We start from the raw sequence: 24,686 nt of genomic DNA, 5'->3' as shown, positions 1-24,686 counted from the left end.
CCTGTTTTGGCCCGGCGGAGGCGTACGTCACTCCACGACGTGATGGCCCTCGGGCCGTGCGCTGCACGAGGCGCGGAAGGCGCAGTGCGTGCAGTGCTGTCCGGTGGTCGGTGCGAAGCGCTCGTCGAGCACCTTGCCCGCGGCGGTGGCGAGGAGGTCGCCGACCCACTCCCCTTCGAGGGGCTCCTGCGCCTGCACCTTGGGGAGCGTCTCGCCGCCGTCCTTCTTGGGTGCGCCCTGACGCAACTGCACCAGTTCGGCTCCCCCGGGGTGGGGGCGGGCCCCGTCGAAGAGCTCGTCCACAGCGCCCTCGCGCACGGCGAGCTGATATACGGCGAGCTGCGGATGGCGGGCGACGTCGGCCGCGCTGGGGACCTGCTTACCGGTCTTGAAGTCGACTACGTAGGCGCGCCCTTCGGTGTCGTGCTCGACGCGGTCCATGGATCCGCGGATGCGTACTTCGTAGGAGCCTGCTTCGAGGGTCACGTCGAAGCCGTGCTCGCTGGCGACCGGAGTGCGGCCGGTGCGGTCCATGACGTGCCATTGAAGGAAGCGCTCGAGCGCCACGCGCGCGTGCTCCTTCTCCTGGGCCGACTTCCACGGCGCGTCGAAGGCGAGGGCGTCCCATACGGAGTCGAGGCGCTCCATGAGGACCGCGAGATCGGCCGGCGTGCGGCCGGATGCGACCTCGTCGGCCAGGACGTGCACGACGTTGCCGAAGCCCTGGGCGGCAGTGGCGGGGGCGTCGGCCTTCACCTCACGGCCCAGGAACCATTGCAGCGAACACGTGTTGGCGAGTTGATCGAGGGCGCTTCCCGACAGCACGACGGGCTTGTCCCGGTCCCGCAGCGGGACCTTGCTCTCGGTGGGCTCGTACATGCCCCACCAGCGGTACGGGTGAGCGGACGGCACGAGCGGACGGCCGTCGTCGTCACTGAGTGCGGCGAGGCGGGCGAGGCGACGGGCAGCGGCCTCCCTCAGGGCGTCGGAGATGCGGGGGTCGACCGTGGTGGCACGCAGTTCCGCGACGAGAGCCGCCACCGACAGCGGACGTCGTGGACGGCCGGCGACGTCCTTGGGCTCGATGCCGAGTTCGGTCAGGAACCGGGAGGGCTGGTCGCCGTCGTCCGCGGGCGCCTTCACCGCGGTGACGACCAGCCGCTCCCGCGCGCGCGTGGCAGCCACGTAGAACAGGCGCCGCTCCTCGGCCAGCAACGCGCCCGGGGTGAGGGGCTCGGCGAGACCGTCGCGTCCGATGCGGTCGGCCTCCAGGAGGGAGCCTCGACGGCGCAGATCCGGCCACAGGCCCTCTTGTACGCCTGCGACGACGACCAGCCGCCACTCCAGCCCCTTGGAGCGGTGCGCGGTCATCAGGCGCACGGCATCGGGACGTACCGCTCGTCCGGCGAGGGTGTCGGCGGCGATGTCCTGGGCGTCCAGCTCCGCAAGGAAGTTGCGGGCGCCACGGCCTCCGGTGCGCTCCTCCGCGCGGGAGGCGATGGCGAACAGGGCGCAGGCGGCGTCCAGGTCACGGTCCGCGTTGCGCCCTGCCGCGCCGCCGCGTCGGGCGGCACGCTCCAGACGCTGCGGCCACGGTGTGCCGTTCCACAGCTCCCAGAGGGCTTCCTCCGCGGTGCCGCCGTCGTCGAGCTTCTCGCGGGCCGTCGCCAGCAGTGCGCCGAGGCGTTGTGCACCGCGCGCGTACGCCGGATCGTGCAGGGCGAGGCGCCCCGGCTCGGCGAGCGCGCGGGCGAGCAGTTCGTCGGAGGGCGGCGGCACATGGTTGCCGGCCGCGCGCTCCTCCTCGCGCAGGGCGCGTCCCAAGCGGCGCAGATCGGCGGCGTCCATGCCGGCCAGTGGCGAGGCCAGGAGCGTGAGCGCGGTCTCGGTGTCGAACCGCAGCCCGCCTTCGGTGTCGTCCTCCGCGTCGCCCTCGGGCGGGCTCTGTGCCACCGCCTTCAACGCGGTGAGCAGGGGCGCGACCGCCGGCTCATGGCGCAGCGGCAGGTCGTCGCCGTCGATGTCCAGGGGAACACCGGCCGCCGTGAGCGCGCGCCGCACCGAAGGGATGCTGCGCGTGCCCGCGCGCACCAGCACGGCCATGTCGCTCCACGGAACGCCGTCCTCCAGGTGGGCCCTGCGCAGGATGTCCGCGATGTTGTCGAGCTCGGTGCCCGAGGTCGGGTACGTGCAGACCTCGGCCCGGCCGCCGTCGCGCACAGGGGTGAGCGCGCGGTGGGCGCGCACCTTCTGGGTGGGCAGGCGGGTCAGCGGCATGCGCTGGGTGATGCGGCGGGTGGCTTCCAGCAGGTGGCTTCCGGAGCGCCGGGACGTGGTGAGGACCTCGACCGGGGCGGGGGCGCCGTCCGCGCGCGGGAAGTCGTCGGGGAAGTCCAGGATGCCGTTCACGTCGGCGCCGCGGAACGTGTAGATCGACTGGTCCGGGTCGCCGAACGCGACCAGGGTCCGGCCGCCGCCCGCGAGCGCGTGCAGCAGCCGGACCTGGGCCGGATCGGTGTCCTGGTACTCGTCGACGAACACGGCGTCGTACTGCGCGGCGAGTTGGTCGGCGACTTCCTGCTGCCGGGCGAGGAGCACGGCGCGATGGACGAGTTCCGCGTAGTCGAGCACGCCCTGCATGTCGAGCACGTCCAGGTACTCGGCGAGGAATGTGGCGGCCGCGCGCCAGTCTGGGCGCCCGATGCGGCGCGCGAAGGCGTCCAGGGACTCGGGTCCCAGGCCCAGCTCACGGCTGCGGGCGAGGACCGCGCGCACCTCGTCGGCGAAACCCCGCGTGGTGAGGCAGGCGCGCAGCTCGTCGGGCCAGCGCACATGCGCGAGCCCGGCCTTGTCCAGGTCGACCTGGCCCGCGAGCAGTTCGCGGACGGCGACATCCTGTTCGGGGCCGGACAGGAGGCGGAGGGGTTCCGCGAAGAGGTCCGCATCCTGGTGGGCACGTACGAGTGCGTAACAGAACGAGTGAAACGTCGTCGCCTGTGGGGCGCGTGCGGCTCCTATGCGCAGCGCCATACGGTCGCGCAGTTCGACGGCCGCCTTGCGGCTGAACGTGAGCACAAGAATGCGAGCGGGTTCGGTGCCCTTGGCGATGCGCGCCGACACCGCTTCTACAAGAGTCGTGGTTTTGCCCGTCCCCGGTCCGGCCAGGACGAGCATCGGTCCATGGCCGTGGTCAACCACAGCACGCTGAGGTGCGTCCAGACGAGGGGGGTCCACGGCAGCCGCCGGGGTACGCACCAGGCGATACGCGCCCGGGACCGCCTGTCGAACCTGGTGGTGCGACAGGTGCCGGGTGGACGAAGAGGAACTCACGTGGATCGCTGGTCCTGGTGGGTGTGCTGGTGGTCGAATCGCTGTCCGCGCGGTGCGGTGGCTACGGGGCGAAGGAGGTGTCTGCCATCGATGGTGCCGTCGACGCTACGCCGTCGAGTGTGGCGGAAGCCGAGCTTCCGACGCCTCCCTCTCGTCGCTTTCGGCGCAGGTGTGCCCTGTCTCACGAACGGGCACTGCCGTGGCGAAGTGCCCCGAGTGCCCCTTTTCCCCCGTACGGGTCACCGGCACCCCGCCCGCGGCAAGGATGGTCGAAGGTGTCAATTGTGAGCTTCCGTACGCGTCCGGCCGTCCCACCGCGCCCGCTTCATGTCGAGGCGCGGCAGGTGGCCCTCCGCGGCACGGGAGGCATCGCGCAGCGGCGTGCTCTCCTCCCTGTAGTGGCCGAGCGCCCGCAGTTCGTGGCCCGGGAGCAGCGCCCCGTCGGCGCGCACCACGCGCCACCACGGCACGGCCCCTCCGTAGAGGGCCATCACGCGCCCCACTTGGCGCGGGCCGCCCTCCTCCAGCCACTCGGCGACGTCCCCGTACGTCATGACCCGGCCCGGCGGAATCAGCTCGGCGACCTCGAGGACCCGCTCCGCGTATTCGGGCAGTGCAGCTGTCGGCTCGCTCTCCTCGCTCATCCGGCCCATCCTGCCCCACGACACCGACAACATGGAGAGACGTACAAGCGGCCTCCTGGAGAGACATACAAGAAGGCGCTTGCCGACGACTTCGCGCTCCTCGAATGCACCCTGATACCTCCCTGTGGCGAGAGGACATGCCACCATCGTGCGGGCGGTGACTGGTGATACGAGATCAAGAAGAGACGACGGAGCAGCAGAGCGTGGACCCCGAGAAGGCGGAGGGCCCCTCTGTGACACCGGCGCGCCCTGAGGATCCGGCCGAGGAGGCCGCCGAGGCGAAACACGAGCAGCCACTGCACGATCCCGACTGCGTGGACGCGGATACGCATGTGGAGCGGGTCGACGGTGACGAACCGTTGCTTCCCGCGCGCGTGCACCGCCCCTCCGACCTGATGCGCCTGCTCGTGGGTGTGCTCGCGGTCGCCGTGCTGCTGGCCATCGCCGCGTTCGCGCACGCCACGACCTCGGGCTTCGCCCAGGACATCAACAAGGGCACAGGGCAGGCCCCGGACCTGCTCACCAAGTTCGCGGGGCTCGCCTCGAGCATCGCGATCCTTCTCGTGCCGGTCGCGTTCGCCATCGAGCGGCTCATCAAGCGCGACGGCCTGCGGATCGCCGACGGGGTGCTCGCGGCGGTCCTCGCCCACGGGGTGACGCTCGCGACCGACCTCTGGGTCGCCAAGGCCGCGCCGCAGTCCATCCAGGACGCGCTCACCAAGGTGTCGCCCGGCGACATCCATGCGCTCACCGACCCGGTGCACGGCTACTTGGCGCCCGTCATCGCCTACATGACCGCCGTCGGCATGTCCCGGCGACCACGATGGCGCGTGGTCCTGTGGGTGGTGCTGCTGCTCGACGCGTTCGCGATGCTGGTCACCGGTTACACCACGCCGTTCTCGATCATCCTGACGATCCTCATCGGCTGGACCGTCGCCTACGGAACGCTCTATGCCGTCGGCTCCCCCAACGTGCGCCCTACAGGACAGACGCTCCTGGCCGGCCTGCGGCATGTCGGCTTCCATCCCGTCAGTGCCTCGCGCGAGGAGGCCCACGAAGGCGCGACGGAGAACGGCGACAGAGGCCGGCGCTACTTCGTCACCTTGGAGGACGGCCCACCGCTGGACGTCACCGTCGTCGACCGCGAACAGCAGGCGCAGGGCTTCTTCTACCGCGTGTGGCGGCGCCTGACGCTGCGCGGCATCACCCAGCGCCGCAGCCTCCAGTCGCTGCGCCAGGCACTGGAGCAGGAGGCGCTGCTCGCCTACGCGGCGATCTCGGCGGGCGCGAACGCGCCGAAGCTGATCGCCACCTCCGAGCTGGGCCCCGACGCCGTGATCCTCGTGTACGAGCACATCGGCGGCCGGTCCCTGGACACGATGCCGGACGAGGAGATCACCGATGACCTGCTGCGCGACACCTGGCACCAGGTGCAGGCGCTGCAGTCCAGGAGGATCGCGCACCGGCGGCTCGCGGGCGACGCGATTTTGGTGGATCGTTCCGGCACGGTGATCCTCACGGACCTGCGCGGCGGCGAGATCGCCGCGGGCGATCTGGTCCTGCGCATGGACACCGCGCAGCTGCTCACCACGCTGGGCCTGCGCGTGGGCGCCGAACGGTCCGTCGCCTCCGCCGTAGGAGTCCTCGGCCCCGACACCGTCGCCGACTGTCTGCCGCTGCTGCAGCCGATCGCGCTCACCCGCTCCACCAGGGCGACGCTGCGCAAGCTCGGGCGGGAGCGCGCCCAGCGCGAGCGCGAGGCCGTTCTGGAGGCGTCCAGCAAGGCCAAACAGGCACGCCTGGAAGAAAGCGCCGAGGTCGACAGCGACGAGAGAAAGTCCGTACGCGCCGAGAAGAAGTCCGAGAAGGCCGAGCGGCAGGCCGAGAAGCGGGCCATCGACGTGGCCCTCGACGAAGCGCGCGAGGAGGATCTGCTCACGCAGATCCGCCATCAGGTGCTGCGCATCCGACCCCAGGCACCCGTCGAACCGGCCCGCCTGGAGCGCATCCGACCGCGCACGCTGATCAGTTTCATCGCCGGTGCGATCGGCGCGTACTTCCTGTTGTCGCAGCTCACCCACATGGACTTGGGCGCGATCGTCAGCGAGGCCGAGTGGGGCTGGGTGGGCCTGGCGGTGCTGTTCTCCGCACTCAGCTACGTAGCGGCGGCCATGAGCCTGCTGGGCTTCGTGCCCGAACGGGTTCCCTTCATGCGGACCGTCGCGGCTCAGGTCGCCGGGTCGTTCGTGAAGATCGTGGCTCCCGCTGCGGTCGGCGGCGTGGCGCTCAATACACGCTTCCTGCAGCGTGCCGGTGTGCGCCCCGGACTCGCGGTCGCCAGTGTCGGCGCCTCCCAGCTGTTCGGCATGGGCAGCCACATCCTGCTGCTGCTCACCTTCGGCTACCTGACAGGGACCGAAAAGACGCCTTCCTTGTCGCCGTCCCGTACGGTCATCGCGGGTCTGCTGACGGTCGCCGTACTTGTCCTCGTCATGACGTCGATTCCCTTCCTACGTAAGTTCGTCGTCACGCGCGTGCGGTCGCTGTTCGCCGGTGTCGTGCCGCGCATGCTCGACGTGCTGCAGCGGCCTCGCAAGCTGCTCACGGGCATCGGCGGCATGCTGCTGCTGACCGCCTGCTTCGTGATGTGTCTGGACGCCTCGATCCGTGCTTTCGGCGACAACACGACGAGTCTGAGCCTGGCCAGCGTCGCGGTGGTCTTCCTGGCCGGCAACGCGCTCGGTTCCGCCGCGCCGACCCCCGGCGGCGTGGGCGCCGTCGAGGCCACACTGACGGTGGGTCTCATCGCGGTGGGACTTCCCAAGGAAGTGGCCGCTCCGGCGGTGCTGCTGTACCGATTGCTCACCTTGTGGCTGCCCGTGCTGCCCGGCTGGCTGTTCTTCAACCACCTGACGCGCAAGGGCGCTCTGTAGAGAGGCCTTTGCAGGAGTCCGCGTCCTGGACGAAACGGCCTGAAGGGACCTCACCCGCACAGCCCGTACCCCGAGCGCGCCGCACGCGGCCGCCGCAGGATGGACGCATGCCCAATCCGTCCCGGCCCCGCGCCGCTGCCCTGGCCGTCACCGCCGCCCTGCTGTCCGCCTCACTCGCGGCCTGCAGCGAGTCCGAGGACGCCGTGGATCTGCCGTCCCAGACCCTGAGCTGGAAGGACTGCCCCGCACCGGCGGAGTCCGAGGGCGGCGGCGCTGCCCCGTCCCCGCTGCCCGGCGGCACCACCTGGCAGTGCGCCACCATGAAGGCCCCCCTCAACTGGGGCGACCCCAAGGGCAAGACGATCGGCCTCGCGCTGATCCGTGCGAAGGCGAGCGGCGACAAGGACCGGCGCATCGGCTCGCTCGTCTTCAACTTCGGTGGCCCGGGCGGCTCGGGCGTCACCACCCTGCCCGCGTTCGGCACCGACTACGCGCAGCTGCGCACCCGCTACGACCTGGTCAGCTTCGACCCGCGCGGGGTGGGCCGCAGCGCCGGCATCGAGTGCGAGGACGACGAGGAGCTCGACGAGTACTTCCAGCAGGACTCGACACCGGACGACACGGCGGAACAGACGAAGTTCGTCGACAACATCACGTCGTTCAACGGCGCCTGCGAGAAGAATTCCGGCGCGGTCCTCCCCCATGTCCGCACCACCGACGCTGCCCGCGACATGGATCTGATGCGTCAGGTCCTCGGCGACGACAAACTGCACTACTTCGGCATCTCCTACGGCACCGAACTCGGCGGTGTCTACGCCCACTTGTTCCCCAAGAACGTGGGCCGCGCCGTGTTCGACGGAGTCGTCGACCCCACGCAGGACGCGGAGCAGAGCTCGCTCGGCCAGGCCAAGGGGTTCCAGCTCGCCCTCGACAACTACGCGAAGGACTGCACGTCCAAAGCCGAGGACTGCCCGGTCGGCGATACTTCTCAGGACGTCAAGGACAAGATCGCCAAGCTGCTCGACGAGCTCGACGACAAGCCCATCCCGGGTATCTTTCCGCGCGATCTGACACAGACCGCCGCGACCAACGGGATCGCGCAGTCCTTGTACTCGCAGGACTTCTGGGAGTACCTCACCGAGGGGCTCCAGCAGGCGTACGACGGCGACGGCAAGATCCTCATGCTGCTGTCCGACTCGATGAACGGGCGCAACGAGGACGGCAAGTACAGCAACATCCAGGCCGCCAACGTCTCCGTCAACTGCGCCGACGACAAGCCGCGCTACACGACGAAGGACATCGAGGCGAAGCTGCCCGAGTTCCGTGCCGCATCCCCGTTGTTCGGTGACTACCTGGCCTGGGGCATGCTCGGCTGCACCGACTGGGCCGTCGACGGAGCCGCCGCCCACCCGGACGTGAGCGCGCCCGGCTCCGCGCCGATCCTCGTCGTCGGCAACACCGGTGACCCGGCGACCCCGTACGAGGGCGCGCGGAAGATGGCGGCCGCGCTGGGTGACGGCGTGGGTGTCGAGCTGACGTACAAGGGCCAGGGCCATGGCGCGTACGACAGCGGGAACAAGTGCGTGCACACCGCTGTGAACAGCTATCTCCTCGACGGGACGGCCCCGAAAGAGGGAACGGTCTGCTCGTGATCGCGGAGTTGTCCACAGGCCGGAGCGGATGTCCGCGTCCCCTCCTACGATGGCCTGACTGTCTCTCGAACGGGGGCGGTTGAGGGGGGAGGTGCCATGGCACCAAGGGATTCGCGTGCCCGCGCAGGCGCACGCACACATGTGGGAACAGGGGCCAGGGCAGTCGCGCTGGCAGCGGCCGTCGTCCTCACGACCGGTCTGCTCACAGGCTGCACTGGCTCAGGCGGGGGCAGGGGCGGAGGGGACGATCCGAAGCCGTCGACGGGCGGTGCCTCGCGATCCACCGCGTCGGCACCACCCCGCGCGGCCGCGCTGCCTCCTCTTCCCTCGTCGCTCACGAGTCAGCGTCTGAGTTGGGGCCGTTGCGGGGCGACCGCGGGCGCGCCCGCGCCCGGGTCCGACTGGCAGTGCGCGACGCTCAAGGCCCCGCTCGACTACGCGAAGCCGGACGGGCCGGCCATCGGCCTCGCCCTCATCCGCGCCAAGGCCCGCGGCGGCGGGGACGATCGGATCGGCTCGCTCTTGTTCAACTTCGGCGGCCCCGGCGGTTCCGGTGTCGATCTGATGCCGGCCTTCGCCCCGCAGTACGCGAAGCTGCGCGAGCGCTACGACCTGGTGAGCTTCGACCCGCGCGGGGTCTCGGCCAGCGAAGGGATACGGTGCCGCGGCGACAAGGACATGCGGGCCGCCGAATCCGTCGACCTCACCCCCGACACCGCGGCCGAGGAGAGGGCGTACCTCAAGGACGCCGAGGACTTCGGTGCGGGCTGCGAGAAGGCCGGAAAGTTGCTCGGCCATGTGTCGACGACCGAAGCGGCTCGCGACCTGGACCTGATGCGTGAGGTTCTCGGGGACGACGAGTTGCACTACATGGGCGTCTCGTACGGGACCGAACTCGGAGGCGTCTACGCCCGCTTGTTCCCAGGCAAGGCCGGCCGACTCGTCCTGGACGCCGTCGTCGACCCGACGGCGGGGCGGGTCGGCGAGGCCGAGAACCAGGCACGCGGTTTCCAGCGCGCCCTCGACAACTACTTCACGTCCCGCGGCAAGGACCCGAAGGAGGGATCACGCGAGATCGCGGCGCTCCTGAAACGGCTCGACGCACAGCCACTGCCCGCATCGGGCGGCCGCGAGCTGACCGAGTCGCTCGCGACCACGGGCATAGCCGTCACCCTTTACAGCAAGACCAGTTGGTCGGCCCTCACGAGGGGGCTGCACGACGCGGAGAAGGGCGACGGCACGACACTGCTGGCACTCGCCGACTCCTACAACGACCGTGACGGGAGCGGGCATTACGGCACGGCCAGTCACTCGCAGCGGGCGATCTCCTGCCTCGACGACAAGGCACGGCCGACGATCGCGCAGACGAAGGCACGGCTTGCGAAGTTCCGCGCCATCTCCCCCGTCTTCGGGCAGTACATGGGCTGGGACACTGCGGGCTGGTGCCACGACTGGCCGGTGCCGGGGCAATGGACCGACCCGGACGTGAGCGCGCCGAGTGCGGCGCCGGTACTCGTCGTCGGCAACACCGGCGATCCGGCGACGCCTTATGAAGGCGCGCGGCGCATGGCGGACGAGTTGGGCAAGGGCGTCGGCGTCGAGCTGACCTGGAAGGGCGAGGGACACGGGGCGTACGGCTCCGGCAGCTCCTGTGTCGACTCGACGGTGAACTCGTATCTGCTGGAGGGGCGAATACCGCGCGACGGCAAGGTGTGCTCCTGACCGTGGGCGGCCCGGACGCGCTGCGGGACCCCGACATGCCGGACGGGCCCCGCGCACTGTGCGCGGGGCCCGTCCGGGAAGGTCATGGCCGAGTGGCGGCTCGGCCGACCGGCTAGTACACCGGCTTGTCGGGCTCGATCTGGTTGACCCAGCCGATGACGCCGCCGCCGACGTGCACGGCGTCCGCGAAGCCCGCGGACTTGAGCACGGCGAGGACTTCCGCACTGCGGACACCCGTCTTGCAATGCAGGACGATCTTCTTGTCCTGCGGGAGCCCCTCCAGGGCGGTGCCCATGAGGAACTCGTTCTTCGGGATCAGCTTGGCGCCCGGGATGGAGACGATCTCGTACTCGTTCGGCTCGCGGACATCGATGATCTCGATGCTCTCACCGTCGTCGATCCACTCCTTGAGCTGCTTGGGAGTGATCGTCGAACCGGCGGCGGCTTCCTGCGCCTCCTCGGACACGACGCCGCAGAAGGCCTCGTAGTCGATGAGTTCGGTGACGGTCGGGTTCTCGCCGCAGACCGCGCAGTCGGGGTCCTTGCGGACCTTGACCTGGCGGTACTGCATCTCCAGGGCGTCGTAGATCATGAGGCGGCCGACCAGCGGGTCGCCGACGCCGGCCAGCACCTTGATCGCCTCGGTGACCTGGATGGAGCCGATGGACGCGCACAGCACGCCCAGGACACCGCCCTCGGCACAGGAGGGGACCATGCCGGGGGGCGGGGGCTCCGGGTACAGGCAGCGGTAGCACGGACCGTGCTCGGACCAGAAGACCGAGGCCTGGCCGTCGAAGCGGTAGATGGAACCCCATACGTACGGCTTGTTGAGCAGAACGCACGCGTCGTTGACCAGGTAGCGCGTCGCGAAGTTGTCCGTGCCGTCGACGATCAGGTCGTACTGGCTGAAGATGTCCATCACGTTCTCGGCTTCGAGCCGCTCTTCGTGGAGGATCACGTTCACGTACGGGTTGATGCCGAGGACCGAGTCCTTCGCGGACTCCGCCTTGGACCGGCCGATGTCGGCCTGGCTGTGAATGATCTGGCGCTGCAGGTTCGACTCGTCGACCTCGTCGAACTCCACGATGCCGAGCGTGCCCACGCCGGCCGCGGCCAGATACATCAAGGCCGGCGACCCGAGGCCGCCGGCGCCCACACAGAGCACCTTGGCGTTCTTCAGCCGCTTCTGCCCGTCCATCCCGACATCCGGGATGATCAGGTGGCGGGAGTACCTGCGGACCTCGTCTACGGTGAGCTCAGCAGCTGGCTCGACCAGGGGTGGCAGCGACACGGGGACTCCGTTGGTCGGTATCTACGTACGGTTGTTCCGTCTGTAACACTGCCACGCCCCTCGTCATTCCGAGACACCAGGTCCGATACGCGAGACGATCTCGTCCCAGTAGCCGGGCATCGACTCCCAGGGGTCCGCCGCACCGTCGCGGTCCGTGTGATCCGTGAAGTAGATCGTGCCCGCGCCCTGCCAGCGCGCGATGCGCAGCGCCTCGTCGAGGTGGCCTCGGGGCATGCCGTGGACGAAGTGGCAGAACCGCTCGGGCGGATAGTCGGCCGTCCACTCCGCGACCTGGGACCAGCGGTAGTCGCTCCAGGAACCGGTGAACGTCACCAACTGGTCGGCGGTCTCGGCGAATCCAGGGTATGGGTGGGTGCCGTGCCCGAGCACGATGTACGCGTCGTCGACGAGCGCGCGCAGCGTCGTGACGGTGCGCCGGACCTCGGGCAGCGCGGCTCGCTCGGTGGGGCAGCGGTCGAGGCTGAACCCGTCGACCTGGTACCAGTCGAGGTAGCGGTGGGCGTCCGAGACGAGTTCACCGAAGGAGCGGGCGCCATAGGTCATGTCGACGTGACCAAGCACACGCACCCCCGCGTTGCGGAGCCGGCCTGCCGCCTCCAGGCAGTGCGGGTCGGGGCGGGCGCCAGGGCCGCTCGCGACATTCAGGACGACCCAGTGCAAAGGGGTTGCGGGGCGGGTGAGTTCGGCCCACTCCGCGGGAGCGACGAGCGGGTGGGCGAAGCCGGGGATGCCGAAGCCGAGGCGTACGTCGGTGCTCGACAGGCCGGTCGTGGTGGGGGTCAGATACGGCATGCCGCCTCCATCCAGATGTCGGCGAGGGACTCTTCGAGGTTGATGCGGGGACGCCAGCCGAGCCGGTCGCGGGCCGTTCGCACGTCGGCCTGCTGCCAGCTGCCGCAGCCGTCGGGGTACGGGTACGCGGCGGCCGGAGGGCCCTGCATCCCGTGGTCGGATTCGGAGCGGGGGTGGCCGATGGATTGCCGGAGTCCGACAGATGGCGTGTCGAGTTCGTGGAGGGCGCCGCCGAAGCCGGCGACCCGGGCCAGCACGGCGGCGGCATCGCGCAGCCGCACGGCACGGCCCGAGCCGATGTTGATGACCCCCTGGGCGGCGGAGAGCGACGCGGCGTGCACGGCGCGCGCGACATCGCGTACGTCGATGAAGTCGCGCTGGGCGCCGAGGCCACCGAGCTTCAGTTCTCCGTCACCGGCCTGCATCGCGCGGCGCATGGCCTCGGCGAGCCTGCCGAGCGGGGAGCCGGCGGGGGTCGCGGGGCCCGCGGGCGAGAAGACGCGCAGGACGACGGCGTCGAGGCCGGAGCCGAGGACGAGTTCGGTGGCGGCGAGCTTGCTGACGCCGTATGGGCCGCCGGGGCGGGGTACCGCGTCCTCCGCCGTGGACGAGCCGGGCTGCGAGGGGCCGTACTCGGCGCCGCAGCCGATCTGTACGAGGCGGGCGCCGCAGCCGCTGCGGCGCAGTGCCTCGCAGATGGTGGCGACGGCGACGGTGTTGTGCCGGGTGAGGTCGCGGGCGCCGCCGCGAGTGGCGCCGGCGCAGTTGATGACGACTCCGGGGTGGACGGCGTCCAGGAAGCGGGTGAGCGCTCCCGGGCTGCCGGTGGCCAGGTCGAAGCGGACGTCGGCGTCGTCGCCCCGGCCGAGTGCGGTGAGCTGTACGGCGGGGTCCGCCAGGAGGCGGTCGGCGACGAAGCGGCCGAGGTATCCGTTGGCTCCGATCAGCAGAACCCTCATCGGACGCCTCCCGGGGTTCGCGCTGCGCGCACTGCACGCCGTGCGCGCGAACCGTGGGTGTCGCGCTGCCCGTGAGGTCCGGAGTATCCGGCGTATCCGGCGCCTCCGGGAGGAGGGGTGGTCATCTGGCGTTCTCCTTATGAGTGGTGCCGTGAGTCGTGGGATGGGCCCGCGGTGTCGGCCCCGCGGGAGAGGGGTGTTACTGGTCATGCGGCAGATGGCGCGGTGCGCTCGGCAGGAGGCTCCGCGGTGGTTATGGCGCGCCCCCGCTCGCGCCGTCGGCGCTCGCGTGGGCGGAGGCCCGGGTCAGCGTGCGGGTGGCGTGGACGAGCAGCGTCAGGGCCGCAACGCCGCAGGCGACACCGGGTACGACGGCCGCGCCCAGGGCCTCGACGGCTGCCTCGACCGGTGTGCCCAGGGCGTCGCAGCCGGGCAGGCGCGCGGCGAAGACGGAGGCGACGGCCAGGGTCTCGACGGCGGCGGCCGCGCCGAGCACGACCGCGGGGGCGTGCGTACGGCCGTGGGCGCAGAGGAGACGGGCGAGCAGCAGCAGGACCCCGAGAGCTCCCGGTCCGGCGTAGTCCACGCTCTGGTCGAGCACGGCTGCGGACAGGCCGAGCAGCGCGGCCAGAACAACGGTGAACAGGGCGACGGTGCCGAGGAGCAACGGCCGTGCGGAGGCGGCGAACTCGGCGAGTCCGCGGCTGACGGCGAGCCTGCGTCGGGCCCCGGCCGTGTAGAGCCGGGCGCACCAGACCGCGGGCGCCACGGCGACGGCGAGCGCGAGGAGTGGTGCGGTCGCCGGAGTCCAGGATTCGTCGGGGCCACCGGTCAGCGCGGCGTTCAGCAGGCCGTCGCCGAGCAGGGCGTAGGCGAGCAGCCAGCAGACCCACAGCCGGGTCGCGGGGACGGGCGGCCCGTCCCCGGCGCGGAGCGGTCCGCGCCGCAGGGTCGTGCGCAGGGCGGCGGCGACGGCGAGTGCTCCGCCGATGCCGACGGCCAGCCGCGCGGCGGCCGTGGTGGCGTCCAGTGCCGGGAGTGTCAGCGCGCAGACGGCGCCCGGCAGCAGCGCGAACAGGGCCCATGCGCCGCGTGCGCCGCTGCGGGGAGCGGGGGCGGCGGCGACCGGCTCGCTCTGTTCGCCGTCGCGCGGCACGCGGGCGTACATCTCCTCGGCGAGCGAGAACACGTCCTTGTGGCGGAAGCGGGCGGCGGTCCGGTCGGTCACGCCGAGGGCCTCGAGGCCGGCGGCGATCTCCAGGGGGTCGACAGCGCGCTCGCACAGTTCGCGGTGCCGCTGCATCAGGATCTTGACCGGGTCGGCGCCCGAGCGGCGGTGGGGCGCCCGGGAGACGGAGTTCCGGCCGTCCATACGGGACGCCGGGTCCCGCGACGGTCTGGGAGCGGGCAGGGTGCGCCCGCTCTCCGCGCCGTGTGCCCGCGTTTCGCTCCGCCCGGCTGCCGCCGCGCCGTCGACGTCATGGTCCTCGTCGGTGCTGTCGGTGCTGTCGGCCTCGACCGCGGCAGGGGTATCGGCATCGGCCTTCCACGCCCCCGGGTCGCGCAGCAACTCACCACCGTGGTCGGCCGATTCGGCGTCCGTAATATCCGGGATAGCGGGGGTATCCGGGACGTCCCGCAGCGCCTGCGTCGATCCGGCCCCCCAGGCCCCGGCGCTCATCGGCACGCGCGGCAGGTCCGCCCCGATGCCGGCGTCCGATCCGCGCCCCGCGCTCTCACGCCCGCTCATGCGTCACCCTCCCCGCCGCCCTGCGTCACTCCGGCCAGTTGCTCGCGCTCACCGCCGCCGGCACCGCCGCCCGCACCGCCGTCGGTGTCACCGGCAGTGCTGATGTCGGACCTCCCGACGCCGGCGGCCGCGATGTCGGCGGCCGCGACGTCCGACGCCCAACTGGGCGCCCCCGCACCGGTGGTCCGTCCGGCGAGCCACGCCCCGCCGACGGCACCGGTGGCCGCGGCCGTCCACCGCCCCGGCACATGGGCCTCGGGCGGGTGGGCGAACGGCAGGGGCTCGCCCGCGTCGTCCAGGGCCTCTCGGCGCACGGGACAGTGCGAGACGATCTCCAGGTAAATGCCGTGAAATGCCGTGATGTTCTGCTCGACGGTGAAGAGCTCCAGCGCCCGGGCCCGGGCCGCCGCCCCGAGCCGCTCCCGTCGCCCGGAGTCGCGCAGCAGCGCCACGCAGGCCTCGGCGAGCGCCCGTGGGTTGCGCGGCGGCACGACGAGACCGGTACCGCCGATGACCTCGACGACGGCGCCCACATCGGTCGACACGGTCGCGCGCCCGCAGAACATGGCTTCGACCAGGCTGATCGGGAACCCCTCGACGACGCTGGAGAGGACGACGACGCCGCCCGCGCCGTAGACGTCGGCGAGGTCCGGCGCCTCGGGTGCGCCGAGCTCCTCGAAGGAGACCGGGTTCTCGCCGACGGCGTGGATCCCCTCGGCCTCGTCGGGGAAGAGCTGCGCGGCCAGGGCTTTGCAGTGCCCGAGGTACGCCTCGGCCTCGTGGTCCGAGGGGCGGCCCTGGTCGGTTCCGCCCGCAGCCCGCCGGGGCGGCATCGCCCCCACGATGCGCAGCCGCGCCTTCGGTTCTTCCTTGCGGATCTCCGCGAACGCGTGCAGCAGGGAGATGAGGTCCTTGGAGGGGTCGATGCGTCCGACCCAGACGAGGGTGTCCGGCTCCCCCGGCTCCTCGCGTTCGCCGACCTCCGCGAAGCGCGAGGCCTCCATGCCGGGGTGGACGGTGCGCAGCTTGGCGCGGTCGGCGCCGCACCGCTCCTGCCAGCGCCGGGCGTGCGCGTTCCCCGGAGTGATCACGGCGGCCTGCCGGTACACCTCGGCGGCGAGCAGGCCGTGGAAGGCGGCGAGGAGCGCGCGCACCGGCGCACTCAACTCGGCGTCGCCCGCGGCGATATAGCGGGCCCGGAGCTGTACCCCGTACTCGGTGACGAGCAGCGGGACGCCGAAGAACCGCTTGGCGATCAGGCCGGGCAGGGCCGCCGCGCCGCCCGACGTCGCGTGGCACAGGTCGACGGAGCCGAGCCCGCCGTCCTCGAAGCCACCCGGAGCGTCCTGGTACCAGTCGAGGGAGAGGGGGCGCAGCGCGCGCTCCACGTGCCCGGCGAAAGCGAGCAGGTCGGGCACCCGGGCGGCGCGGGCGGTGCGCTGCGCGCCGGGCGCACGGCAGGCGCGCTCCAGGATGCGTACGGCCGCCTCGGAGCGGAGGGAGGGGCCCAGCGTCCCCGCGTCACGGGCGAGTTCGGCGAGCCCGTACAGCGCCGTGGCGAAACGGTCCGCCTCGCCGCCCGAGCCGCTCGCGCCGCCCGCCTCTCCGCCTGGGCCACGGGCGACCGCGGTCGCCAGCTCCTCGTACAGGGAGGCGAATCGCCGCCGGGCCCGCCGCCCGAATGCGCCGCTGCGCGCGCCGCACTCGTTCCCCTGGCCGCCCGCCCACATCGGCGCGGTCCGCACCCGGCTGACCTGCGGGGGCAGTTCGAGCCAGCCGGCGTCTTCCTGCTCCTGGCTGTGGCTGAGCGCGTAGATGTGGAATTCGTGCTGCTCGAGCCCGCGCACGAGCCGGTCGCACCAGAGCCTGGCCTCACCGCTCACATACGGGTAGCCACCCTCTGTCAACAGTCCGATACGCACGTGTACACCCCCGATCTCCCGCATGGGGAGCCGCCGTTGACCCGGCGGCTCGCAGCGGGATGAACGTATGCGGACATGCCGGTGGCGCGGTGGACGGTTGTCCATCGCGCCACCAAAAGGGGTGAACGGTCGTAACTTTCGCGTGCGCGTGACGTTCAGTCGCGCTAAGAGATCGCTCCGCTACAGAACGCTACGGAGCGTCAAGCCTTGGGAAACACCCAGGGGTTGGGCTTGCACGTGATCCCGTCGAAGCTCAGGAACTTGGTCTGCTGCTGCATGACGGGCGCGAGCGCGCCCTTCTGCGTGCAGGTCACGTGGTTGAAGCCGAGCCGGTGGCCGACCTCGTGGTTGATGAGCATCTGCCGGTACGGGTAGATGGCGGCGCCGTGGAGCACGTCATCGTAGGTCTTCGAACCCTGCGCCCAGCGATAGGCGTTGATCATCACGCGCTCGGTGGCGGCGGAGTCGCACGACACGTTGTCCTCGGTCGTGTCGAGTCCCGACTTGGCGCACCAGGTGGCCGTGGTCCCTGGGCTGGCGAGTGTGATCACGAAGTCCGGATGGCCCGAGGAGACCCGCTCGAAGGTGCGGGCGCTGTCGTGGGCCCAACTCCGCTTGTCGTTCAGGGTCTTCTGGACGGCCTGCGCGAACAGGTCGCTGTCGAGGCCGAGCCCCTTCTCCACGTCGATGCGATAGCGGAACTTCTGCCCCTTACCGGGCGCCTTGGCGAAGCCGGGGACCGCTTCGAAATCCCCCGAGCCCTTCATTTTCGCGGCCAGCGGGTACTTCTTGCTCATCTTCTGCGCGTACGTCGCCGGGGCGGCCTGCGCCGTCTTCGACGGGGTGGGCCGGTCGTCCGAGCGCGAGGCCGAGCCGTCGTGGACGCGCGAGCCGTCGGCGGCCTGCGCCTGCGCGTCGTCGCCGGAACCCCCGTCCCCGTCGGTGACCTGACCGGCGACGACGACGGCGAGGACGGTGGTGACGGCCGCCGCGGCGATGCCTGTGTAGGTGAGCCCCTTGCCGCGCTTCTCGCGCCCGCCGTCCGGCACGGCCAAGGCCGGATCGGGCGCCGCGGGCGAGGGCTCCTCGGAAGAAGCCGCCTGCGTCCGGTCGTCCCAGTCGGTCACGGACGCGTACGGGTCCCTGGAGGCGCCCTTGTCGAAGGCGTCGACGTACTCCTGCCGGGGCCGCGGCACCGACGGAGTCCCGTCGGGCGCCGTGAACCCACGACCGGCGCTCTCACGGGAGCCGGACGCCCCCCGGCCCCCGCCCGGCTCCCGCCGCTCGGGGTGGCCGCCGCGGACACGCGGCGCGGACCGTGCGGGTGGATGTGCGGACTGATGCGTGGAGGCGGGCGCCTCGGCAGGCGTCCTGCGGCGGCGCCCACTGCCCGGATGGGCCGGGCCGGGCGCCTCAGGGCTTAGCGATGGGCCTGCGGACGGACTCGAGGATGGACTTACGGATATGTCGGCGGTGTCGCCATTGTCTGCCGATTCTCGGCGGCTGTGCCGTCCCACTGGCCGCCTCAGCTCCCCTGCTCTGTGATGCTCTCGGCGCTCCCGGCCTTCTCGCCCGTCGCTCCGAGATCGTACTGTCCGTCCAACGCCCCGGCGTCGGCGACAAGTTCCCGGAACGCCGTCGCGACTCTCTCCGGGTACTCCATCATCGCGACGTGCCCAGCGTCCGGCAGCGTGAGGAGGCGCGAGTCCCGGAAGGTGCGCGCGGCGCGCGCCGCCATCCGGTACGAGACCAACAGGTCGCGCCCCCCGTAGATGAGCAGCGTCGGCGCGAGCACGCGCTCGGCCTGGCGCCACAGTCCGTGCTGGCCGCCGAGCGTGTACGCGTTCACCACTCCGCGCGCGGAACGGGCCATCGCGTCCCAGAAGTACGGGAGTTGCAGGCGCCGCTCCATCTCCTCCACGGCGGCCTGGAAACCATCGGCCGAGACCCGGCCGGGATCGCCGTAGCAAAGGGCCGTGACGCCACGCACCCGTTGCTCGGGCGTCCACTCCTTCGTCAGGCGCGTGAAGAGCGCGGCGATGCCGGGCACGGCGAGCAGTCCGGTCGGCAGCGCGGTGCGCTGCACGCGGAGCTCGGGCAGGGCCGGCGACACCAGCGTCAACGTCCGTACGAGGTCAGGACGCACGGCGGCGACGCGCGTGGTGACGGCTCCGCCCAGCGAGTTCCCGAAGAGGTGGACGGGACCGCGGCCGCGCGCGTCGAGAAAGCGGATGACGGCGCGCGCGTGCCCGGTCACCGAGTAGTTGCCGTCGTCCGGCGGCGGCGAGTCACCGAAGCCGGGGAGATCGAGGGCCTCGCCGTCCACACTGTCCTCGAGCAGCGGCATCAGCGCCGACCAGTTCTGCGAGGAGCCGCCGAGCCCGTGGACGTACAGCGCGGGCGGCAGGTCCGTGCGGGTGCCCGGCCGGGACCGGACCGACAGTGTCAGACCCGGCAGAGCGACCGATCGGAGCTTTTCTCCCTCAGCGACCCTGACGGTGCCCGGCTTGGGCACCGCGGCGGCTACGGCAAGAGGCACACGCGGCGGCTCGGTCGAAGACATGCGGCATATGTTACGAGACGATCACGCAGTGATTCGTGTGTTCGCCGTCACAGATAGCTCATAGCCCTGCCCAGAGCTCCTTCGGCGCAGACCAATGCCCGCTCACCTGTCTACAAAGAGACCGCATAGCGCCCCCTTCTTGTGTCTCCTACGCTCGATTCAGGGCACCCGCCCACGCACGGAACAGGTGAGTAAGGGAGCCATTCATGACAGTCGACCCCGATGACATGACCGTCGACCCCAGCGACCCCGAGACCTTCGCGGTGGACGAACCCCCGGAGATCGATGTGGAGGCCCCGGAGGCGGACGCCGCCGAGCAGCTCACGGAGGTTTCCCCCGGCCAGGACGGTGCGCCGGACGAGGCGGCCGACCCGGACGGCTCCGACGAGGCGGACCGGGCCGAGCAGGCGCGGGTCGTCGCGCTCGACGAGGACGACTATCGATGAGGACCACGGCACAGCACGCGGCAGTATGCACCGCTTTGCGTATGTAGATGTGCTACGTGCGTCCTACACAGCCGTCCGGTCCGTGAAATTCTGCGCTCGCACCGCGCACATCACGGTTACCCAAAAGTACGATGACGACGCGGTGCACACCGCATACGGACGATTTGGGAGGCGGCGTGACAGCCATCGAGCAGACGGAGGCAGCACGCCCCAAGGGCACGCGCCTGCCGCGCCGTGCCCGACGCAACCAACTCCTGGGCGCGGCCCAGGAAGTTTTTGTCGCGCAGGGGTATCACGCGGCCGCGATGGACGACATCGCGGAGCGGGCCGGTGTCAGCAAGCCGGTGCTCTACCAGCATTTCCCGGGCAAACTCGACCTCTACCTGGCCCTGCTCGACCAGCACTGCGAGTCACTGCTGCAGTCGGTCCGCACGGCGCTCGCCTCCACGACGGACAACAAGCAGCGCGTGGCGGCGACGATGGACGCGTATTTCGCGTACGTCCAGGACGACGGCGGCGCGTTCCGGCTCGTCTTCGAGTCGGACCTGACGAACGAGCCGGCGGTGCGTGAGCGCGTCGACCGGGTCAGCCTTCAGTGCGCCGAGGCCATCTCGGACGTGATCGCCGAGGACACGGGCCTGTCCAAGGACGAGTCGATGCTGCTGGCCGTGGGGCTGGGCGGCGTCTCGCAGGTCGTCGCGCGCTACTGGCTGTCCAGCGCGAGCCCGGTCGAGCGTGACAAGGCGGTCGAGCTTCTGACGTCGCTGGCCTGGCGGGGCATCGCCGGGTTCCCGCTGCACGGCGTCGAGCCGCATTGAGGGGCGCCGCCCAGCCCCCGGCAGCACCACTGAGCAACAGCACCGAGCACCAGTAATACGCCGCTACGCACTTTTGTTCCCGTCCCGCTGTTCGCTCTTGGCGTGCAGCCGGGACGTCGGGACCCTCGCCTCACCGGGCTAATGTTTGCTGCGTACGGCGCGCGGTCATCCGCGCACATCACGGATCGTCGGAGGGACAAGGCCGTGGAGGTCAAGATCGGCGTGCTGCACACGCCCCGCGAGATCGTTCTGGAGAGCGGCCAGTCCGCCGAGGAGGTCGAGAGCGCGGTGTCCGAGGCGTTGGCCGGCAAGGCGCAGCTGCTCTCCCTGACGGACGAGAAGGGTCGCAAGGTGCTGATCCCGGCCGAGCGCCTCGCCTACGTGGAGATCGGTGAGCCGGCGGTGCGCAAGGTGGGCTTCGGCCCGCTGTAGGGCACTGAAAAGCACAAAGGCGGCACCTAGCACCACCAAGAAGCACCGAGCAGCACTGAAGGGGCCTGACGGCATCGCGCCGTCAGGCCCTTTCGGCATTCACAGGCAGAGCACAGGTCGAGCACAGTTCGGGCACAGTGGACCCGCGCGGCGATGATTGCACCCAGGGTGCCGGGGGTAGACCGGCTACGACCGATTTGCACCCACTGGCAGCGCGGGAGGGACCCTCACCATGCTTCTTGAAGCACTCGGCTCCGCACTGCTCGGCCTGGCCCTCGCATGGGCCGCGGGCCTGCGTATGCCGCACCGGCTTCCGTCGCGCACCCTGGTGCTGCCGACCGGAGTCGCAGGCGCCCTCTTCGGGGCGTTCGTCACACACAGCGCGCTGGGCGCGGGCCACGAGATCGCCACGCTCGTCGGAGCGCTCGTCCTGTCGGCGGCTCTGCTGTCGCTGCTGCTCCGCCCTACCGCGGGCAGAGCCCACCGGCTGAGCCCTAACGCGTAGGAGCCCGTCCTAGGCGGCGAGTCCCAGCGCCGCCATCCGCTTGGTGTGCGCCTCGGTGATGCGCGAGAACATCCGGCCGACCTCGGCCAGGTCGAAGCCGTCGGCCACGCCCCCGACCAGCATCGTCGACAGTGCGTCGCGGTCCGCGACCACCCGCTGCGACTGGGACAGTGCCTCGCCCATCAGCCGTCGCGCCCACAGGGCGAGGCGTCCGCCCACGCGCGGGTCGGCGTCGATCGCCGCGCGCACCTTCTCCACGGCGAACGAGGCGTGCCCCGTGTCGTCGAGGACGGCGAGCACCAGGGAGCGGGTGTCCGAGTCGAGCCGGGCCGCGACCTCGCGGTAGAAGTCACTGGCGATCGAGTCCCCGACGTACGCCTTGACCAGGCCTTCCAGCCAGTCCGACGGGGCGGTCTGCTTGTGGAAGCCGTCGAGGGCGCCGACGAACGGGTCCATGGCCTCGGTCGGCTCGACACCGATCTCCAAGAGCCGGTTGCTCAGCTGCTCGAAGTGGTGGAACTCGGCGGACGCCATCTTCGCCAGCTCCGCCTTGTCGCCCAGCGTCGGCGCCAGTTTGGCGTCCTCCGCGAGCCGCTCGAACGCGGCCAGCTCGCCGTACGCGAGGGCGCCGAGCAGGTCGACGACGGCGGCACGGTAGTTCGCGTCCGCGGACGCGGTGGCCCAGTCCTGGGCGGCGATTCCGGTGAGCCCGGGAGTTGCTTCGGCGGTCGGCGTGGCGTTGTCAGGCGTCTCCATGAAGCGCACAATAGCCCGCTCGCCGCCCCGCGGAACTCCCTGGTCAAGGAGTGTGACGACGGCTACGTGACCAATTCGGCCATCGCACATGCGGGTTTCCGGGGTATGGTGGTAAAGAGCCCGCCGAGTGCAAGCGCGAATTCATGGCGCTTGCGCGCACATGCGACGGGCCTCACGAATGAGGATGCCCGGTCGGAGGCCCGATCGGCTCCGACCCGACAGCCCTCCAGCTCGTCCGTCACACGACGTAGAGCATGAGGAGGGGCCCTCAGCGGCACGAGCGCTCGAGCGTCGGCAGTGGTCCCGCGTCACCCGGTCCACCCGCACCCGCGGATCGAGACCGGCGTAACACCGGCACGGTCACGACCCCCGCGTTCGCCTCGCACCGCACCTCACAGAAGAGGCAGCACCCTGACTACGCAGACTTCGACATTCCGTCAGCTCGGGATTCTTCCCGAGACCGCCGAAGCCCTCGAGGCCGTCGGCATCATCAACCCCTTCCCCATCCAGGAGATGACGCTCCCCGTCGCCCTCTCGGGCTCGGACGTCATCGGCCAGGCCAAGACCGGCACGGGCAAGACCCTCGGTTTCGGTCTGCCGATCCTGGAGCGCGTCACCGTCCCCGCGGACGTCGAGGCGGGCCGGGCCAAGCCCGAGCAGCTCACCGACGCCCCGCAGGCGCTCGTCGTCGTCCCGACGCGCGAGCTGTGCACGCAGGTGACCAATGACCTGCTGACCGCGGGCAAGGTGCGCAATGTGCGCGTTCTCGCCATATATGGCGGTCGCGCCTACGAGCCCCAGGTCGAGGCCCTGAAGAAGGGCGTCGATGTGATCGTCGGCACCCCGGGCCGCCTGCTCGACCTCGCCGGCCAGAAGAAGCTCAACCTCTCGCACGTGAAGGCGCTCGTCCTCGACGAGGCCGACGAGATGCTCGACCTGGGCTTCCTGCCCGACGTCGAGAAGATCATCAATCACCTGCCGGCGAAGCGTCAGACGATGCTGTTCTCGGCGACCATGCCGGGCGCCGTCATCGGCCTCGCCCGTCGTTACATGTCGCAGCCCACCCACATCCGCGCCACCGCGCCGGACGACGAGGGCGCGACCGTGCGCAACACGGCGCAGCACGTGTACCGCGCGCACAACATGGACAAGCCCGAGATGGTCTCGCGCATCCTGCAGGCCGACGGCCGCGGGCTCACGATGATCTTCTGCCGGACGAAGCGGACCGCCGCCGACATCGCCGAGCAGCTGCAGAAGCGCGGCTTCGCCTCCGGCGCCGTCCACGGCGACCTCGGGCAGGGCGCGCGTGAGCAGGCGCTGCGCGCGTTCCGCAACGGCAAGGTGGACGTGCTCGTGTGCACCGACGTCGCCGCGCGCGGTATCGACGTCGACGACGTGACGCACGTCATCAACTACCAGTCCCCGGAGGACGAGAAGACGTACCTCCACCGCATCGGCCGCACCGGCCGCGCGGGCAAGAAGGGCATCGCGATCACGCTGGTCGACTGGGACGACATCCCGCGCTGGCAGCTGATCAACAAGGCTCTCGACCTGAAGTTCAACGACCCGGTCGAGACGTACTCCTCCTCGCCGCACCTGTACGAGGAGCTCAACATCCCGGTCGGCACCAAGGGTGTGCTGCCGCGCTCCGAGCGCACGCGCGCCGGGCTCGGGGCCGAGGAGATCGAGGACCTGGGCGAGACCGGTGGCCGGGGCGCTTCGCCGCGCGGCCGCGGTGGCCGTCCCACCCAGGACCGCGACCGTGACCGGGACCGCGACCGCGGTGGCCGGGATCGTGATCGTGATCAGGAGCGTTCCGCGCGGACGCCGCGTCGCCGCCGCCGTACACGCAACGGCGAGCCGGTCGCCGCGGAGACGGCAGCCGCCCCCGCAGCTCCCGTGACTCCCGTCGCGCCCGCCGCGGAGGACGCCTCCGAGCCGCGGACGCCGCGTCGTCGCCGTCGTACGCGCGGTGCAGCGCAGGCCGCGCCCGTCGCCGAGGCTCTCGTCGAGTCGGTCGAGACCGTCGTCGCGCCGGTGCCCGAGCCGGCCGTCGAGGTCGAGGCCCCGGCCGCGCCGCGTCGTCGTACGCGCAGGAAGGCCGAAGTCGCCGCGGAGACCGCCGAGCCGGTGGCGCCCGTCGCGGAGTA

General features: G+C 71.1%; 18 protein-coding genes. 8 read left to right on the top strand and 10 right to left on the bottom strand.

The genetic code is table 11. From position 1 onward, the window contains the following. Nucleotides 1–27 precede the first annotated feature (27 nt). Complete coding sequence (locus AB0J02_RS27120) at nt 28–3,330, bottom strand: ATP-dependent DNA helicase (RefSeq protein WP_363196380.1); 3,303 nt, start codon at nt 3,328–3,330, stop codon at nt 28–30. 278 nt (nt 3,331–3,608) lie between these two features. Beyond that, nucleotides 3,609–3,983 carry an MGMT family protein gene (locus AB0J02_RS27115; RefSeq protein WP_363196408.1) on the bottom strand — a complete coding sequence of 125 codons (375 nt, stop codon included), beginning with the start codon at nt 3,981–3,983 and terminating at the stop codon, nt 3,609–3,611. Nucleotides 3,984–4,138: 155 nt separating this feature from the next. On the opposite strand from AB0J02_RS27115, the gene AB0J02_RS27110 reads away from it, so the two are divergent. The 3 genes from AB0J02_RS27110 to AB0J02_RS27100 all read left to right on the top strand — a co-directional run bounded on the left by AB0J02_RS27110 (nt 4,139) and on the right by AB0J02_RS27100 (nt 10,281). Beyond that, complete coding sequence (locus AB0J02_RS27110) at nt 4,139–6,907, top strand: lysylphosphatidylglycerol synthase domain-containing protein (RefSeq protein ID WP_363196379.1); 2,769 nt, start codon at nt 4,139–4,141, stop codon at nt 6,905–6,907. Between the two features lie 107 nt (nt 6,908–7,014). Continuing rightward, entirely contained in the window at nt 7,015–8,559 is a 1,545-nt protein-coding gene (locus tag AB0J02_RS27105; protein WP_363196378.1) for an alpha/beta hydrolase, read from the top strand. A 96-nt stretch (nt 8,560–8,655) separates the two neighbouring features. Then, nucleotides 8,656–10,281 carry an alpha/beta hydrolase gene (locus tag AB0J02_RS27100; protein WP_363196377.1) on the top strand — a complete coding sequence of 542 codons (1,626 nt, stop codon included), beginning with the start codon at nt 8,656–8,658 and terminating at the stop codon, nt 10,279–10,281. A gap of 112 nt (nt 10,282–10,393) precedes the next feature. Here the strand turns inward: AB0J02_RS27100 and moeZ are convergent, their stop codons facing one another. The 7 genes from moeZ to AB0J02_RS27065 all read right to left on the bottom strand — a co-directional run bounded on the left by moeZ (nt 10,394) and on the right by AB0J02_RS27065 (nt 19,579). Next, nucleotides 10,394–11,572 carry an adenylyltransferase/sulfurtransferase MoeZ gene (moeZ, locus tag AB0J02_RS27095; RefSeq protein ID WP_363196376.1) on the bottom strand — a complete coding sequence of 393 codons (1,179 nt, stop codon included), beginning with the start codon at nt 11,570–11,572 and terminating at the stop codon, nt 10,394–10,396. A gap of 63 nt (nt 11,573–11,635) precedes the next feature. Beyond that, nucleotides 11,636–12,385 carry a spherulation-specific family 4 protein gene (locus tag AB0J02_RS27090; protein WP_363196375.1) on the bottom strand — a complete coding sequence of 250 codons (750 nt, stop codon included), beginning with the start codon at nt 12,383–12,385 and terminating at the stop codon, nt 11,636–11,638. Further along, complete coding sequence (locus tag AB0J02_RS27085; protein ID WP_363196374.1) at nt 12,373–13,344, bottom strand: NAD-dependent epimerase/dehydratase family protein; 972 nt, start codon at nt 13,342–13,344, stop codon at nt 12,373–12,375. Before AB0J02_RS27085 ends, AB0J02_RS27090 begins: the two co-directional genes overlap by 13 nt. A gap of 253 nt (nt 13,345–13,597) precedes the next feature. Continuing rightward, nucleotides 13,598–15,094: a hypothetical protein gene (locus AB0J02_RS27080; protein WP_363196373.1), complete on the bottom strand. Its 1,497-nt coding sequence runs from the start codon at nt 15,092–15,094 to the stop codon at nt 13,598–13,600. Beyond that, a complete protein-coding gene (locus AB0J02_RS27075; RefSeq protein ID WP_363196372.1) occupies nt 15,091–17,016 on the bottom strand; it encodes a DUF3492 domain-containing protein in 1,926 nt (641 codons plus the stop codon). The genes AB0J02_RS27080 and AB0J02_RS27075 overlap by 4 nt, the downstream gene beginning before the upstream one ends. Before the next feature lie 200 nt (nt 17,017–17,216). After that, nucleotides 17,217–18,533 carry a DUF3152 domain-containing protein gene (locus tag AB0J02_RS27070; protein ID WP_363196371.1) on the bottom strand — a complete coding sequence of 439 codons (1,317 nt, stop codon included), beginning with the start codon at nt 18,531–18,533 and terminating at the stop codon, nt 17,217–17,219. An 8-nt stretch (nt 18,534–18,541) separates the two neighbouring features. After that, complete coding sequence (locus AB0J02_RS27065; protein WP_363196370.1) at nt 18,542–19,579, bottom strand: alpha/beta hydrolase; 1,038 nt, start codon at nt 19,577–19,579, stop codon at nt 18,542–18,544. 227 nt (nt 19,580–19,806) lie between these two features. Here AB0J02_RS27065 and AB0J02_RS27060 point away from each other — a divergent pair, with 227 nt between their 5' ends. The 4 genes from AB0J02_RS27060 to AB0J02_RS27045 all read left to right on the top strand — a co-directional run bounded on the left by AB0J02_RS27060 (nt 19,807) and on the right by AB0J02_RS27045 (nt 21,780). Next, on the top strand, nt 19,807–20,025 hold the full coding sequence (locus AB0J02_RS27060; RefSeq protein ID WP_363196407.1) for a hypothetical protein: 219 nt from the start codon (nt 19,807–19,809) through the stop codon (nt 20,023–20,025). A 176-nt stretch (nt 20,026–20,201) separates the two neighbouring features. After that, a complete protein-coding gene (locus tag AB0J02_RS27055) occupies nt 20,202–20,843 on the top strand; it encodes a TetR/AcrR family transcriptional regulator (protein ID WP_363196369.1) in 642 nt (213 codons plus the stop codon). A 204-nt stretch (nt 20,844–21,047) separates the two neighbouring features. Beyond that, complete coding sequence (locus AB0J02_RS27050) at nt 21,048–21,275, top strand: DUF3107 domain-containing protein (protein ID WP_363196368.1); 228 nt, start codon at nt 21,048–21,050, stop codon at nt 21,273–21,275. Nucleotides 21,276–21,507: 232 nt separating this feature from the next. Continuing rightward, nucleotides 21,508–21,780: a hypothetical protein gene (locus AB0J02_RS27045; protein WP_363196367.1), complete on the top strand. Its 273-nt coding sequence runs from the start codon at nt 21,508–21,510 to the stop codon at nt 21,778–21,780. Nucleotides 21,781–21,789: 9 nt separating this feature from the next. Here AB0J02_RS27045 and AB0J02_RS27040 read toward each other — a convergent pair whose 3' ends face one another. Beyond that, nucleotides 21,790–22,536: a ferritin-like fold-containing protein gene (locus AB0J02_RS27040; RefSeq protein WP_363196366.1), complete on the bottom strand. Its 747-nt coding sequence runs from the start codon at nt 22,534–22,536 to the stop codon at nt 21,790–21,792. A gap of 513 nt (nt 22,537–23,049) precedes the next feature. Between AB0J02_RS27040 and AB0J02_RS27035 the strand changes: the two genes are divergently transcribed. After that, nucleotides 23,050–24,686: DEAD/DEAH box helicase (locus AB0J02_RS27035; RefSeq protein ID WP_363196365.1), on the top strand; the 1,637-nt coding region annotated here is incomplete at its 3' end.

The sequence above is a fragment of the Streptomyces sp. NPDC050264 genome (assembly GCF_040655895.1).
Taxonomy (GTDB): Bacteria; Actinomycetota; Actinomycetes; order Streptomycetales; family Streptomycetaceae; genus Streptomyces.
This window is presented reverse-complemented; position numbering and strand designations above follow the sequence as displayed.